Consider the following 15240-nt stretch of genomic DNA (forward strand, 5'->3'; position numbering starts at 1 on the left):
TTTCAAAGTTCAATCCGAACAACCTGATACTACTATTGTTCTGCTGAACATTCGTATCATCCCGTGGTATGCGCAGATAACTTAATGCCTTCCGATTCCAGCACACGACGAATCTCTTGAGCAAATGCGAGAGCGTTCGAACCATCACCGTGGATACAGGCAGTCTCTGCCTTAATGGGAACCAACGTACCATCCGTGGATACAACCACGCCGTCTTTCACCATCCGAAGCACTTGAGCAATCGCTTGTCCCGATTCTTCAATGAGGGCTCCAGCTTGGCTGCGAGGAGTTAACTTTCCGTCCGTCCCATAGGTTCGATCCGCAAACACTTCGCTCACACTACGCAGACCGATGCGATCCGGGGCATGAATCAGCTCACTGCCCGCCAGACCATACAGATACAGTTCAGGCTGTACTTGATAGATCGCCTCGGTGATGGCTTCAGCAAGCTTCGCATCTTCTGCGGCCATATTGTATAAGGCACCATGTGGTTTTACGTGATGCATTCGCCCTCCGCTTGCCCGGACAAAGGCATCCAGCGCACCAATCTGATACACCACCATGTCATATGCTTCCCGTGGCGTAATGTCCATACGTCTTCTCCCAAACCCTTGCAAATCCGGCAACCCGGGGTGGGCTCCAATTGCCACCTGATGCTCCAATGCCCTCTCTACCGTCAGCCGCATTGTAGCCGGGTCTCCTGCATGAAACCCGCAGGCAATATTGGCTGATGTAATCAAGGGTAGAATGGACTCATCGGATAGCGTGCGATGTATACCATAACTTTCGCCCAGATCACAATTGATATCCAAGGTTTTCGAGGTATTCATTAAGCGCCCCCCATTCCTGCCATTCTCCTGCGTATCAGTTTATCGATGAGCTGCATGTTGCGTTCCTGTTTCATATACAACTGTCCGGCTTGATCATGCGTAATCTTTTTAAAAGAAATTCGGGTTCCTGGCCTAGCCTGAGCCAGGATTGGCATATCCACCCGAGCTACCTGTGCAATGACAGGATAACCCCCTATCGTCTGATGGTCTGCCATCAAAATGATGGGCTGACCATCCGGTGGCACCTGTACCGTGCCATAGGTAACGGCTTCAGACAACCGATCCAGGGGCTGATCCAGCTCCAGTCTGGAGCCTTGCAAGCGATAGCCCATCCGATCGGATTGTGGAGAGATCACGTATTTTTCGGCATAGAATTGTGCAAAACTCTCTTCGCTGAACAGCGAACTATCCTTGCTCTCCATCACACGAATAACAGATCTCCCGTAATAGTCAGGCCTTTCACGTTCAGATAAAAGCCACGCAGGCCCCAATATTCGGTAGTCCCGCTCACTCTCCTTTACCTGCTGCTCCATACGCTGCATCCAACCTTGCGCTTCGACAGAAAGTTCACCATTGGATAACAAATCCCCCACGCGCAAGGCTCGCCCATCCATACCACCAAGACCTGTCTTGAGGTCTGTACTTCGACTGCCCATCACTTCAGGCACAGCTATTCCACCCGCAATCGCCAGATATCCACGCAACCCATGACGACATGGGCCAAATTTCAGTACACTTCCAGCCCGCACCAACACAGGACGCCACAAAGGTACAGGCAGATGATCCACCGTTGCCGTCAGATCGGCTCCACATAATGAGACTAGCTGGCTCTCCTGAAATCGAAGCTCCGGTCCCGTCATCGTCATCTCCAGCACTGCCGCATGTCGGGAGTTGCCCACAAGCATATTGGCTGCTCTGGCTGCAAAGGTGTCCATGACCCCGCCAGGATGAATACCATACCGGCGATAGCCGGTTCTGCCTTCATCCTGAACGGTAGATAACAGGCCAGGGCGAATCACTTCAATACTCATCGTTCGCCCTCCTTCCGCTTCAACGCCAGATAGTCCTGCATCGTAATCTGTTCGAATCGAACCCGATCACCTGCTGCCAGCAAACTCGGTATGTTCTCATCCGGCCGAAACAACCGGAGTGGCGTTCGTCCAATACATTGCCATCCCCCGGGTGTATCCACTGGATAGATTCCCGTCTGTTTGCCACCAATACCTACTGTGCCCGCCTCAACCCGAAGCCTTGGCGTTGCCCGTCTGGGCGTAGCAATCTGTTCAGACAACCCGCCGAGATACGGAAAACCCGGTGCAAATCCAATCATGTGTACGAGATAATCCCCGGATGTATGAATCGCAATAACGTCTTCTGGGGTCAGTCCATGCTCACTGGCAACATAGTCCAGATCAGGGCCCCACTCGCCACCATAACATACGGGAATCGTGACCGTTCTGGGTTTGTTGTCTTGTACGGATTCCTTCATTTGATTCAACTGCTGAAGCAGAATCCGGCATAACTCGGGGTACGGGGAGATGAACGGATCATAAAATACTGTAACGGACGTATATGAAGGCACCCATTCGATTATGGCTGGCAAAGTGCTTTTTTCCAGCAAAGCACATACAGACATCACTCTGCGCTGTACAGCGTCAGACAATTGATCCCCGCACTGGATGATAACCGCTTCCTCACCCAACGGAGATAAAATCTCCTCCGTCCATGCATACGTCTGTTTGGTCATGCGCCATCTCCCCCTTTTTCCAAACGTTTAGCGTATCGTTATTTATCTCTCTCCAATGCCTGCAATACCAGTGAACAAACTGCCGGAAACGGCTCATCTTCCTCTGTACGTATCGCAAGATACAGTGTCTGCAAAAACAGACGCACATTCAGGTTCCTATGACTGGTTTCCAGAAGTGATCTTTTCACCGCCGGGTCTCCTTGATGAAGGGTATCGATCCACGTCGTAATATCCTTTGGCTCCAACAGATTGCGACGCAGAATGGTAATCACAGCATGCGCTATTCGCTGATCTTCATCATGGATGTAAACCACACTTGATTCCGTTATTTTTACAGCGAGTGCGTGCAGAAGTTCCAGCAGATCCGTTCGCTCCAGATATGGCGACTGTGCCAGATCTTCAACCGCATCCGCCGCGTGTGCAGGGGCGTGTGCCCAGCCCTTGTTATCGGCGTAGCCGCGAACATCTTTTTCACGTTCCAGATATGTAGTCAACCGATGATGAATCCCTGCGATATCTTCTTCGTCCAGGAAAGGACGCTGACGATCCACATTCAGAATGGGAGGCAGTAACAATACGGAGAACGTACGCGTAAACACACTATCCGTTCCCTGCTCTCCGATCCCATAGAACAGGTGCTGATCGTCCAGCGCCAACTGCAACATATTCCTTAGCTGATCTTCCGAAAATACACCCTGTCCAATCCAAGTTGCAAACGTAACATAGATCAATTCATCCCGCAGGACAGGATCAGTACTACCAATATGCTTCATCATATGCAGTGCCAATTCGTAAGGCTGTTCCACGTGATCAATGGAATGATTAGACGACTGAATATGCTGTAATTTTTGTTTTAACGTCAGGGCATCCATCTATTAAGACTCCCCGGGCGAATCCAAATGCACACTGCAATTGTACAGTTCGCATTGCCACGTATCATCTTTCTTAGCGATCCGAGTAATGGATGTGTTGGACAGCTTCACGCTAATATCCAGTTCAGGCACCAGACCTCGCAGTGTATTACGCAGAACGGCTCCGTGACTGACAACAATCACTCTTCCATCGGGGTGCTGCTGTACAATATCTTCAAGCACCGCACTACCTCGAACAGTCCCTGCATCTACAAGCTCACGTCCCAGATCCAGCGTACTCCAGTCCGCTCCCCACTTGGCTAACCGTTCCTCTTCCGTCGTTCCTTCGACCTGTCCTCCGCCCATCTCGCGAAGTCTAGGGTCCAGATGAATCTCCTGAATGCCCAAGCGATCACCAATGATGCGAGCTGTCTCACTTGCACGCTCCAAGTCACTTGAATAGATGGCATCCCAGGATTCCTCGGCCAGTCTCGCGGCAAGTAAAACTGCCTGTTCCCTGCCTTCCTGATCCAGCGGATTATCCGTCTGTCCCTGCGAACGTTTTTCCTTATTCCACGCTGTACTTCCATGGCGAATCAATGCAATTTGAGTCATTGTTGCTCCTCACCTTTTTCTATATGAAGTTCATCTTCTGTAAAATGTTTGCGTGCCTTCGGCTTGGCAAATTTGCCGCCATTATATTGAGAAGACCCGTTTCTCGGAATCGAGAGACTGTCCCAAGCTGTTTCTTTGAGCATTTTCGCGGCAAATACAATCTGCCCGACATGATACGGATAATGTGCTAATTGCCGAATAACGGCCTCCATCACGGTATGACCTTCATTCCGAATATATATGATATGAGACAATTGTTCCGGAGTAAACGAACGAATGGCTCCGAGTAGGCATGTCCAGCCTTCCTCCCATTTGGCGAGTAACTCTTCCCGGGACGAAATATCATTCACGAACTCGGCGTCCCGTTCACGCCACGGTTTCTCACCATCTGTTGTCAGTACATCCGTCCAACGGGACAGCATATTGCCCCATAAATGTTTTACGATTACCGCAATGCTGTTCGCGTCTTCATTCCAGGATTGAAACAATTGCTCGGACTCCAGTTGTGCCATGGCTTTTTCCCCGAGCTGCTTGTAATACAGGAATTGTTTCTCGGCTGTCTTCAGAAAAACCTGATTCATATCCATCCGTTAACCACCCTTCGGAAAAGTATGTTGTCCCCAGATCACGTCCAAATAGAAGCGTCACATGTTATTTATTCAGGAAATGAGAATGTGCCGTCTGCATTCGGTTCAAATGGAATGACTTTGCGAACCGCATCCAGATTGAGCTCTCCATAGATATGTGGATATAGTTCATTTAATTCGTAGAGATCCTCATATACCAGTTCTGGCTCTAACGCCTTCTCATCAATACTAAGTAATAATAGATCCGTGCGGCCTGCATAATATTGCCCGGCTACCCATGGAATCTGTTCCTTGGTGGAACAATGAATGAATCCGTCCGTTTCCAGGCTATCTGGTGCATACACACTCCCCTTTGACACTTGCTCCCACAACGAACGGGAAATAATACTATAGATCATGGTTCTGCCTCCTTCAATTTCTGCGATGTACCCTATGAGTCATTGGAAGTATTATAGATCATCCCGGATACGGGAGTACAATTTTTGATCCGTAAATACACCTTTGATCTTCAACTGTTTGCGTAGCAAACCTTCGTACGACATACCCAGCTTCTCCATTACGCGTGCAGAGCCTATGTTGCCTGCATTACATTTCCCCTCCAACCGATTGCAGTCCAGTTCCCGAAAGCAATAATCCACGATGGGTTGCATCGCTTCTGCTGCGAGCCCCTTACCCCATTGACTGCTGGCTATCGCGTACCCTAGTTCACCACTCTGCATGGGTTCGTTAAGATGAAAGATGCCACCCCTCCCGATCAGGGTCCCTGTTTCCTTCAAAACAAAAGCCCAGATATGTACCGTTTTCCGTTCATAATTATCCAGTACCCGCTGAATATATTGAATTGAATCCTCCACCGTCTCATGGTAGTTCCACAAGCTTTGCTGACTCACTCGCGGATCAGAGGCAAACGCATAATATTCATCAAGATCATCCATCGTAAGCCGCCTCAGCTTTAACCGCTGTGTTTCGAATTCGGGCAATTCGGCAAAAAGTTTTTCTACATTCATTCAGCACACCTCCATGATTCACTTGAGTTCATGATCCAGCCATCTTATTTCTCAGGAAATAACGATCTATCATAACCATGCACAGAATACCGACCGTATATCGAATCAGATCAATTACCAGAAACCCATGTCCCAAAATAAGCGCACCCCATACGGTTGAACGTATCTCAATCAGCCAAGGCGTCTGAATCAACTGTGAGAACTCAATCATCCAACTGAATGCACAACTCAAACACATCGCCCATACCAAGCTGCGATGAGGCCACACCATGCGTACTCCGAAATAAATCATGCCCGCCCATAATGCATCCCCGAAATGTTCATGCACCCAACCTGGCAATCGTTCACTATAGTGTCTGGATGCGAGCCCTGCCGTCATGGTCATCATGACGGCGAAGAAATAGATCAGCCTGTCTCTGATAAGTACGCTTTTCAATCAATCACACGCCTTCATCAAGCACTTGTAAAATAAATTGCGTTTTGGCAGCGGTATACGATTCCCTATCTTCCTCGTTCTCATCAGCAAGCTTTGTCTTCAGGACGGCGTAAGCTTCCACTAGATCTGGGCGTTTTCTCAGCACATCCCGAAACCGAATTTGACGATCCCAGCGTTCTTCTCCCGGGCGCATCAGATGAAGGTGTACAGCTCTCTTGCCATCCTTAACCCTGACCCAGAATCGTCTGTACTCCCGTCCATCCAGTTCAGGCGGAACGTAGTTCCAGCCCAACGGATTCAGCTGATCCGCAATCAGATCCATGTCATCCCATGACTGTACCTCTGCCATCAGATCAATAATGGGCTTGGCGGGTAACCCTGGAATGGACGTGCTTCCGATATGTTCGAATTGATGAATATTAAACTGCTCTAGAAGACGTTTGAGTTGCCGGATTTCATCCTGAGCCTGCGCATCCCAATTGGGGTTGGCCGGAGCAATCTCTACCGACTCTGTCGCCCAGGCAGGCCAATTTTCCGGTTGCAATGGATCTTTCATTCAGGTATCTCCTCTTCTCACCATGACATTTTAAATGGTAACCTTCTCTGTATTTTTCATAGGTGCGTTGCTTCATGCGCTTACATTGTAGTACTCCGTTGAAATGTAAGTATGGAACTTAGGGATAGAAAAAGATATTTCAGGTAAGCCAGATCGCTAGAGTTAGAGTCTGAGCTTATAATCGAAGCTTTCATATTCATCCCATCCAATCCCCTTATATAGTTGTTGAAGCAGAAGGCATTTCAGATACATATTTCTATATATCCAAAAAAGGAGCGTATGTCTACGCCCCTTGGTTGTCTGTTACCTTGATGATATTGATGATTTTAACGATGTCATGTACTGAAACCAATTTTTGGATCATGCAAGATGCTTTATTATATGAAGATTTATTTTACCGTAACGGGGATCGTCACTTTTTTGTTGCCCCACTTGGCCGTGATGGACGTTTTACCTTTGCCTACAGCCACGATCTTGCCATTTGTCACTGTCGCTACGCCCGGCTTTGTGCTGCTCCACACCGCGCTGTTCGTCACAACAGTGGTTTTACCCGTATCATACTGAGCCATCACACTCAGCGTTGTACTTCCCTGTGGGGACAAAACCAGTTTTTTCTGGCCTGTAATCAGCTTTTTGAGCAATGGTACAACGGTAACCTCTGCCTTTATTGTCTGATTTTGATAAGTTCCTGTCAAGGTGGCTTGTCCCTCGGTCAGCGTCTTAACGGTTCCATTTTTCACGATAGCTACATTTGTATTGGAAGAGGTCCATACGATTTGTTTTGAAAGGTTAATGGTTTTACCATTCGCGTAGGTGCCGATGACCTTCAACGCCTTGGACTTCTTGATGTTCAGCTGCATTGTGGCAGGAGTGACCTCAACTTTGGTAATCTCGTCCGTCACAGCAACGGGAACTTTCACAATCGTTGTTCCGTACTTGCCTTGCAGCAATACTCTGCCAGGTGTAACGCCTTTGATTTTACCGTTTTCCAGCACAGCCGAAGAAGTGGATACGGACCACACAATCTCAGACGTCACATCCTCTTCCTTTCCATTCGCACGGGTAATGCTTACTTTCGGAAGGGTGCTTTCACTGCCTTTAACAAAACTGTAGGATTTCGGTGAAGCTTTGATGCTTTTGATCTTCTCCTGCACTTGGACAACCAACTGGGCTTTAGACCCGTCTACTTCTGCAAAAATGGTTGCTTCACCTGCGGCCACAGCCTTGACTTTGCCTTTCACCATCGTAGCGACTGCTGCATTACTGGTGGACCAAGTCACGCCTTCGGTAACATCCTGCTTGTTATCAAAACCTTCTACCGTTGCCATCACCTGAAGCGCAGCTGTTTCGGAAACACTCATCTTCTGCGGGCTGCTATTGGTTATTTCAATCGATTTCACGTCACCAGTAGCCGCCAAGGCCAACGAAGGGACCAGTATTGTTAATGCCATAATTAGAGCAAGTGTGCCTCGAAGCGCCAGTTTGATTCTATTCATTTTTAATTTCCAACTCCCATAATCCAATATTTTACTTCTATTATATTATATCGGATACGAATTGCATAAAGTTGAATAACGTGAATGAGAGTCTTGGAACAATTCATGAGATTAGCGTGTAATCGTTATAAAAACTTTTGAATTTAGCCCGACATAGTAGGAGCTTGGTTTATGTAAATACTATTTCAGTTTAAAAGGGGATGCCCATCGTCACATGCAACATGCCGTTTGGAACATCCCCTTTTTGAATTACTAAAGCGTTACCTAACCTCTCTACTTCACTTCTTCCTGCTCTGGCAAAATCAAGCTCTCGGCCCCGCCCATATAGGGCCGCAGGGCTGCCGGAATGTGAATGCTTCCATCCTCCTGCTGATGATTCTCAAGCAAAGGAATCAGGATACGCGGCGATGCCACCGCCGTATTATTCAAGGTGTGACAGTAGACCAACTTGCCTTCGGCATCGAGGCAACGAATATTTGAACGGCGCGCCTGAAAATCATGCAGATTCGACGACGAATGCGTTTCTCCATATGCACCACGGCTTGGCATCCAGGTCTCGATGTCATACTGTTTGTACGTTTTCTGCGACATATCCCCGGTACATACAGCGACAACGCGATACGGCAGTTCCAGTAATTGCAGCAATTCTTCGGCGTGTCCTGTAATCTCTTGCAACATGCGCTCCGATTCTTCCGCATCAGGAGCACAGAGAATGACCTGCTCAACTTTGGCAAATTGGTGCACACGGTACAATCCGCGTACATCCCGTCCGCCGGAGCCAACTTCACTGCGGAAACACGTCGATACCGCGGCCAGCTTCACAGGCTCTTGAACATCGACAATCTCATCCGCATAATACGAGACCAGCGGCACTTCAGAAGTTCCCACCAGCCACTTGTTCTCCCCTTCGAGTTCATAGACCTGATCTCGACCGGTCGGGAAGAATCCGGTGTTCACCAGCGCATCCTCCCTGACCATCAGCGGAACCTCCATCGGTGTGAAGCCGTGCTTCAGAAGCAAATCAAGCGCAAGTTGCTGTACTGCTCGATGTAATAACAGGCCAGCGCCTTTTAATACATAGCTTCGCGTACCGCCAATCTTAACTCCACGGGGAATATCGATGAGATCGTGCAACTCCCCAAGTTCCACGTGATCTTTGATGTTATACTCGAACGTTGGCACCTCTCCCACACGTCGCAGCTCTACATTGTCTGCGTCCGACGAGCCATTGGGGGTATCCGGGGATACGATATTGGGTACCAGCCATTGCAGCTTGGTTACTTCCTCCTGCACAGGGGCGAGCCTCGCTTCCACCTGTTCCAACTGTTCATTGATCTGTTTCACCTGAGCCCGCAAACCCTCGGCCTGTTCCCGATTCCCGGCTTGCATGAGTCTGCCAATATCAGCAGATAACGTATTGCGCAACCTGCGACCTTCTTCCGATTCCTGCAAAAGTGCCCTGCGTTCCTCATCCCGCTCTAACAATGTGCGAATGTTGATCTTGATTTTTTTCCCGTCTGCTGCGGCCTGAACCTCTTCAGCATGTGCACGAATCCACTTCATTTCTAACATGGTCACCGTCTCCTTTGGCTGTAAAAATACAAAGAGCGCCCTCATCCCTTGGGACGAGGAGCGCTCTGCTCGCGGTGCCACCCAACTTGCTGAATCAGGATATCCTGCTTCCAGCCTCTTGGTCCGCGATAACGGGCGGTTCCGGTTAACTTGGGGAAATATCGCTCCCCTGGCGAAAACGCCTCCGAGTTGGATGCTCTTCAACGGCATGGTCCGATCTGTAATTGTTGGTCTCAGTATATACGAACGCCGGACCAAATTGCAACCTTCTGTATCGATCAGGAATTCATGGCACAACTTAACATGTCCTGTTATGATAGACTTTGTCTTCAAGATTGCGCATTATTGTGATCCTCAATTTATGTATATAAGTAGAAGGAGTTCTTTATGAAAAAATTACTTTGGATCGGATGTCTGTCCTATTTCCTGATTGGACTTGCCCACGTTGTGCTCGGTTCCATTCTACCGGTTGCACTTGAACATTACGGCAAAGATTATAGCCAAGGCGGAACGCTGATCTTTGCTCAATTTGCCGGATTCCTCGGTGGTGTATTGTTATCCCCTTGGCTGAACAGACGCTTTGGTAAACGGGGAGGCCTGTTAATCGCCACCGCACTACTCTGTATTGCAGAATTATCCTATATGCTGTTGCCACCATGGGGCTGGATGTTCGTCATTGCACCCGCTGCCGGCTTTGGATTCGGAATGGTTGAAGCTGTTATTGGCACCATTATCATCGCTGCAATCAAAGACAATACAGCCGTTGCCATGAGTCGACTGGAAGTGTTATTCGGGATCGGAGCGATGGTCATGCCGCTCATTGCCAGCGGTCTGATTGCTGCTGGATACTGGCGCCTGTCATTTCTCGTTGTTGCCATCTGCGCAGCGCTGACCTTTTTATTCTGGGCGAAGGGATCATTCGGTGAACTCGATAAGTTTCTAGAGCGACAGAGTTCAAATAAAGGTTCAGTACATGCCCACAGTGCTGGGACATCGGATGAGATGCATCCCGCATCTGCAAGTACATCCAGTCCAACCTATCGTGGCCGTAACAGGACTCTTCTGGTATTATTCGTCCTGTTCTTCTTCCTCTATGTTGGCACAGAGATGAGTCTTGCGAACTTCATGCCAGCGATCCTGATTGAGAAAATGAACATGAAGGAAGCCGGAGCAGCGCTTAGTGTCACCTGTTTCTGGATTGCCATGTCCGTGGGACGACTCTTCGCCGGGTATATCGCAGAGAAATTCCAATACCGCGTCTATGTCTTGTACAGTTGTCTTTCATCTGTTCTTTTGTTAATGGTATTTCCATTCACAAACCAAATCTGGTCTGCATTTCTCATCATCTTACTGCTTGGACTTGCGATGTCAGGGATATTCTCCATTGCCCTTGTCTTTGCCAGTAAACTGCTGCCCGGAACAGAAGAATCCACACCCAGCATTTTGATTGCCTCAGGTGGGGTTGGCGGTGCCATTCTGCCTTTGACTACGGGATGGAGTCTTGATCATCTGGCGGTTAATCAGTCTGCATGGATGCTTGCGATCTTTGCAGTTGGCCTGTTTGTCATTAGCGTAATCACGTATCAATGGCAGAACAAACATATAGTGAATTCTGCGACTTAACAGTTCTGTGTTGATCCAGTCCTGAGGATTAGAAATACCTATTAAAGAAATTGAAATGTCCACCGCCATGACCTGACGGTGGACATTTTTTTGTAGTGTTACTCTGTTCTAACGAACCTAGCACACGCTATCCCCCTCCATTTCCGCATGTTTGAAATCTAACGAATCCTAGAGACGTTATTATAGATAATTAGCTTCAATTAAAATGTCTCGTTGGAGGTTTTTTGCATAATAACACCGCTGAGATTCGTTAGGTTTTCATTCCCTTAGAAACTGGCCTAATAAGGTGTCCTCGATTCGTTAGCGCTGTAATATGGCGGCAGTGCCCTATCTTTGCCTCTCTCATCACCTTTCATTAAAGGTGAGAATAATATCTATTCATTTGCATAAGATTGCCCAGGAAATACTTAGGGCCAGCCGAATCTCACACTTTTATTAACGACAGGCAATACAGGCCCGTTATCCTTGATGAATTTACCGAATACATATCGGACGAGTGGTCCCAGAACGATCAACTGATATGGAAGCGCAAGGCTGAAGTTACGAGCAATGGTATGGAGATACGTACGGAGTACGGATGACCCACTTAATTGATCAGCGAGATATGCGGAGATCATTCCATACATGGACATGATCAGAACCATGCCAATCACCATGAAAAATGAAATGACGAGCACACCTAAAATCTTATTGGACTTGTCGAAGGGCAAGGAGAATGCAATCTTTCTCGCCACAGGGCCAACAATGAAAGACTCCACCAGAAACGCGATGACAAAACATAATACGAATTGAAGCAGTATTTCAAGCGGGGACATCTTGCCGAGTAACCCACTGTGCCATAGATTGAAGAACATCATGACCAAGACCATTCCTATACACATCATTAATCCGAAAATAATTTGTTCCTTCTTGCTGGTTGGCAATTCTCTCATCCTCTCTGTTTACCTTCGTAATTATAGAGATGACCAAACCCTCCGCATAAGTGAACATTATGTGAACAATTGTGATTTTTCCAATTTAAAACTATATTTGACAACCATGTAGTACAGCCCTATGATATCCCTTAAAATGGTAGAAACATTCACTACATAAGGAGGTTTTTGATTGTGAGTTTTCAAAAACGCATTGACCACGTCGGTATTGCCGTACGTGATCTGGAGACCACGCTGCGTTTCTACACGGAGATCGTTGGTCTTGAATTGAAAGACCGGGTGACCCATACCAACGGTATCATTCAGCTCGCCTTTCTTGGCTTCAATGGAAGTAATGAGACTGAGATTGAGTTAATTCAAGGATACAGCGACAAGCTACCTTCTGAAGGTACGGTGCACCATTTTGCGATCCACGTGGATGATCTTGATTCTGAGTACAAACGCATTCAATCCACCGAAGCCGAATTTATCGACGGAGAGATTATCACACTGCCTAACGGTTACCGCTATTTCTTCATCTATGGACCTGAAAAGGAATGGATTGAGTTCTTCCAGCGCTAAGAATTGGAGTTGATTTATGAACATTTTAATTACCGGCGCAGCCGGAAAAATTGGACGTGACTTGTCCCAACACTTGTCAGAGGCATTTCACCTGCGACTAACGGATTTAAATATCGACAGACTGCATACGTATCAAGGGACCGGCCATGAGATCATGACACTGGATGTGACAGACCCCGAAGCCTGTCAGCATGCTTGCGAAGGCATGGATGTGGTTGTACATCTGGCGGGAGATCCTTCCCCAAATGCCGGATTTTATGAATCGTTGTTGGACATCAATATCAAAGGTACATTTAATGTATTCCGTGCAGCTAAAGACCAAGGTGTACGAAGAGTCATTCTTGCAAGCAGTGCACAGACGATTGAGGGGTATCCCATTGATGCTCAAGTCTATCCGGACATGCCCACACGCCCACGGAATTTGTACGGGGTTAGCAAATGTTTTGGAGAATCGCTCGCTTCCTATTTTGCGTATACCGAAGGTTTACAAAGTGTTGCGGTGCGTATAGGTGCATATGATGATTTTCAACCGGATGGACCAGTGCTGGAGGCAAGGGATATGAGCGCGTATATTAGTCCAGCTGACTTGTGTGATTTGATGTTCAAAGCAATTACAACTACCGATCTGGAACCCTTCACCATACTGCATGGGATCTCGAATAATCGGTTTAAACGATTAAATCTGGAAACCACTCAGAAACAGGTAGGTTATGACCCAAAATCCGATGCTTTTGCACTCAGTCAGATTGCCTTATATGATTCGCCACGATAATTATTGAAAATAATACATCCAAACAGGCTGTTATACATATGTATAACGGCCTGTTTGATAACTTATACGTGTCCCTATCCAGTTCATGACTGGACAGGCCCCACCCTCTGGCCTATAATTACACCTAGTAATGCCCGTAACTTCATAGTTTCCCAGGGGAGTCGGAATTGGCCGGCTGAGAGTGTATCCCACCAAGATACTAACCCTTAGACCTGATCTGGATCATGCCAGCGTAGGAATCGGAGTATATCGAAATGGCACAGCCCTATGGCTGAACGCCACCTCTCTAACGCCTGCACGCGTCCCGGAATACGGGGCGCTTTTTTTGTTACTATCAGAAAGTATAAGACTGGAAGCATCACCTTCCTGATATTGCAAGAAAAACTGCCGCTAAACGCGGTCTGGCTTCCTTGAATGACATCGATGGACGTTTTACTTGTTCAAAAATAACGTCATCCGGATCTCAACTGGTATAAATCTGTCGATTTATGCAAGATGATTGGATATGAAGCCAAGGAGTACCCCGTGCCAATCGGCCGGACATACCGAAGGAGAGAACCACAGATGAAATGGCGTAAAACGATGGGACTGTTGCTCTTATGCGTGCTTATGGTGACTGTAGCCGCATGTGGTGGCAAAGAAGCTGCCCCAGCTGGGCAGAACGGCAACACAAATACGGAAAGCAGCAACGAAGGTGACACTACCGCCCTGAAAGATATTAAAGTGGTGCTCGACTGGACACCAAATACGAATCATACCGGCCTGTATGCAGCTGTAGATCAAGGTTTTTATAAAGCCGAAGGCTTGAACGTGGAGATTGTACAACCAGGTGCCGGTGGCGCAGATACAATGGTTGCCTCCAATGAAGTGCCTTTTGGCGTAAGTTATCAGGAGAGTGTAACTCAAGCCCGCACACAGGGTGTTCCATTGGTCTCCATCGCAGCAGTTATTCAGCATAATACATCCGGGTTCGCTGCTCCGGCGGATCGGAATATCAAATCACCGAAAGATTTTGAAGGTAAAACCTATGGCGGTTGGGGTTCCCCAGTCGAAGAAGCCGTGATGCAATCCATTATGGAAGGCGACGGAGCCGATGTATCCAAAGTGAAAAACATTAATATGGGTGACGCCGACTTTTTCACCGTAGTAAAACGGGACATTGATTTTGCATGGATTTTCTACGCCTGGACAGGTATTGAAGCCGAACTGCGCGGGGAGCCCATCGACATGTTATATGTGAAGGATTATTCAGATGCATTGGATTACTACACACCTGTCCTTGTAACAAACGAGCAAACGATCCAAAACGACCCTGAGTTGGTTAAAGCATTCCTGAAAGCCACCTCCGAAGGGTATCAATACGCAATTGATCATCCCGAAGACGCAGCCAACATTCTGATCAAGGCCGTACCGGATCTGGATAAGGAATTGGTGCTGGCAAGCCAGAAATGGCTTAGTCCAAAGTACACAGATGACGCCCCACGCTGGGGTGAGCAAAAACAGGAAGTGTGGCGGAATTACACCGACTGGATGTTTAGCAAAAAACTGCTTGATGAACAGATCGATGTGAGCAAGGCATATACAAACGAGTTTTTACCCCAATAAAATTTCTCATATAAAACGAACTTAAATTTTACACGAGGACGGAGAGGACA

General features: G+C 47.6%; 17 protein-coding genes and 1 riboswitch. Of the genes, 4 read left to right on the forward strand and 13 right to left on the reverse strand.

Annotation, left to right across the window (positions count from 1 at the left end):
• Positions 1 to 56 precede the first annotated feature (56 nt).
• The 12 genes from MHB71_RS22790 to serS all read right to left on the reverse strand — a co-directional run bounded on the left by MHB71_RS22790 (position 57) and on the right by serS (position 9697).
• Positions 57 to 830, reverse strand: a complete 774-nt coding sequence (locus MHB71_RS22790) for a 5-oxoprolinase subunit PxpA (protein WP_340027782.1) — start codon at positions 828 to 830, stop codon at positions 57 to 59.
• Positions 830 to 1861: a biotin-dependent carboxyltransferase family protein gene (locus MHB71_RS22795; RefSeq protein ID WP_340027783.1), complete on the reverse strand. Its 1032-nt coding sequence runs from the start codon at positions 1859 to 1861 to the stop codon at positions 830 to 832. Before MHB71_RS22795 ends, MHB71_RS22790 begins: the two co-directional genes overlap by 1 nt.
• Positions 1858 to 2577: a 5-oxoprolinase subunit PxpB gene (pxpB, locus tag MHB71_RS22800; RefSeq protein ID WP_340027784.1), complete on the reverse strand. Its 720-nt coding sequence runs from the start codon at positions 2575 to 2577 to the stop codon at positions 1858 to 1860. Before pxpB ends, MHB71_RS22795 begins: the two co-directional genes overlap by 4 nt.
• Before the next feature lie 38 nt (positions 2578 to 2615).
• Complete coding sequence (locus MHB71_RS22805; RefSeq protein ID WP_340027785.1) at positions 2616 to 3449, reverse strand: DUF2785 domain-containing protein; 834 nt, start codon at positions 3447 to 3449, stop codon at positions 2616 to 2618.
• A 3-nt stretch (positions 3450 to 3452) separates the two neighbouring features.
• Complete coding sequence (locus MHB71_RS22810; RefSeq protein WP_340027786.1) at positions 3453 to 4043, reverse strand: histidine phosphatase family protein; 591 nt, start codon at positions 4041 to 4043, stop codon at positions 3453 to 3455.
• Complete coding sequence (locus MHB71_RS22815) at positions 4040 to 4630, reverse strand: DUF1572 family protein (protein WP_340027787.1); 591 nt, start codon at positions 4628 to 4630, stop codon at positions 4040 to 4042. Before MHB71_RS22815 ends, MHB71_RS22810 begins: the two co-directional genes overlap by 4 nt.
• A gap of 68 nt (positions 4631 to 4698) precedes the next feature.
• Positions 4699 to 5028, reverse strand: coding sequence for a DUF952 domain-containing protein (locus MHB71_RS22820; protein WP_036616752.1), 330 nt, complete (start codon positions 5026 to 5028; stop codon positions 4699 to 4701).
• Between the two features lie 51 nt (positions 5029 to 5079).
• Positions 5080 to 5637 carry a GNAT family N-acetyltransferase gene (locus tag MHB71_RS22825; protein ID WP_340027788.1) on the reverse strand — a complete coding sequence of 186 codons (558 nt, stop codon included), beginning with the start codon at positions 5635 to 5637 and terminating at the stop codon, positions 5080 to 5082.
• 28 nt (positions 5638 to 5665) lie between these two features.
• Positions 5666 to 6073: a DUF2809 domain-containing protein gene (locus tag MHB71_RS22830; RefSeq protein WP_340027789.1), complete on the reverse strand. Its 408-nt coding sequence runs from the start codon at positions 6071 to 6073 to the stop codon at positions 5666 to 5668.
• A 4-nt stretch (positions 6074 to 6077) separates the two neighbouring features.
• Positions 6078 to 6629 carry a GrpB family protein gene (locus MHB71_RS22835; protein ID WP_340027790.1) on the reverse strand — a complete coding sequence of 184 codons (552 nt, stop codon included), beginning with the start codon at positions 6627 to 6629 and terminating at the stop codon, positions 6078 to 6080.
• Between the two features lie 389 nt (positions 6630 to 7018).
• The gene (locus MHB71_RS22840; protein ID WP_036616739.1) at positions 7019 to 8125 is read right to left on the reverse strand and encodes an Ig-like domain-containing protein; all 1107 of its coding nucleotides are present in this window, start codon (positions 8123 to 8125) and stop codon (positions 7019 to 7021) included.
• 273 nt (positions 8126 to 8398) lie between these two features.
• Positions 8399 to 9697, reverse strand: a complete 1299-nt coding sequence (serS, locus tag MHB71_RS22845; RefSeq protein ID WP_340027791.1) for a serine--tRNA ligase — start codon at positions 9695 to 9697, stop codon at positions 8399 to 8401.
• Between the two features lie 387 nt (positions 9698 to 10084).
• Between serS and MHB71_RS22850 the strand changes: the two genes are divergently transcribed.
• The gene (locus MHB71_RS22850; RefSeq protein WP_340027792.1) at positions 10085 to 11320 is read left to right on the forward strand and encodes an MFS transporter; all 1236 of its coding nucleotides are present in this window, start codon (positions 10085 to 10087) and stop codon (positions 11318 to 11320) included.
• A gap of 407 nt (positions 11321 to 11727) precedes the next feature.
• Here MHB71_RS22850 and MHB71_RS22855 read toward each other — a convergent pair whose 3' ends face one another.
• A complete protein-coding gene (locus MHB71_RS22855; RefSeq protein ID WP_340027793.1) occupies positions 11728 to 12252 on the reverse strand; it encodes a hypothetical protein in 525 nt (174 codons plus the stop codon).
• A gap of 174 nt (positions 12253 to 12426) precedes the next feature.
• Between MHB71_RS22855 and MHB71_RS22860 the strand changes: the two genes are divergently transcribed.
• The 3 genes from MHB71_RS22860 to MHB71_RS22870 all read left to right on the forward strand — a co-directional run bounded on the left by MHB71_RS22860 (position 12427) and on the right by MHB71_RS22870 (position 15190).
• The gene (locus MHB71_RS22860; protein ID WP_076319528.1) at positions 12427 to 12813 is read left to right on the forward strand and encodes a VOC family protein; all 387 of its coding nucleotides are present in this window, start codon (positions 12427 to 12429) and stop codon (positions 12811 to 12813) included.
• Positions 12814 to 12829: 16 nt separating this feature from the next.
• Complete coding sequence (locus MHB71_RS22865; protein ID WP_340027794.1) at positions 12830 to 13585, forward strand: NAD(P)-dependent oxidoreductase; 756 nt, start codon at positions 12830 to 12832, stop codon at positions 13583 to 13585.
• Positions 13586 to 13729: 144 nt separating this feature from the next.
• Positions 13730 to 13842: riboswitch (TPP riboswitch) on the forward strand.
• Positions 13843 to 14149: 307 nt separating this feature from the next.
• Complete coding sequence (locus MHB71_RS22870; RefSeq protein ID WP_340027795.1) at positions 14150 to 15190, forward strand: ABC transporter substrate-binding protein; 1041 nt, start codon at positions 14150 to 14152, stop codon at positions 15188 to 15190.
• Positions 15191 to 15240: the final 50 nt, after the last annotated feature.

The sequence above is a fragment of the Paenibacillus sp. FSL H7-0940 genome (genome assembly GCF_037979415.1).
Classification (GTDB): Bacteria; Bacillota; Bacilli; order Paenibacillales; family Paenibacillaceae; genus Paenibacillus; species Paenibacillus amylolyticus.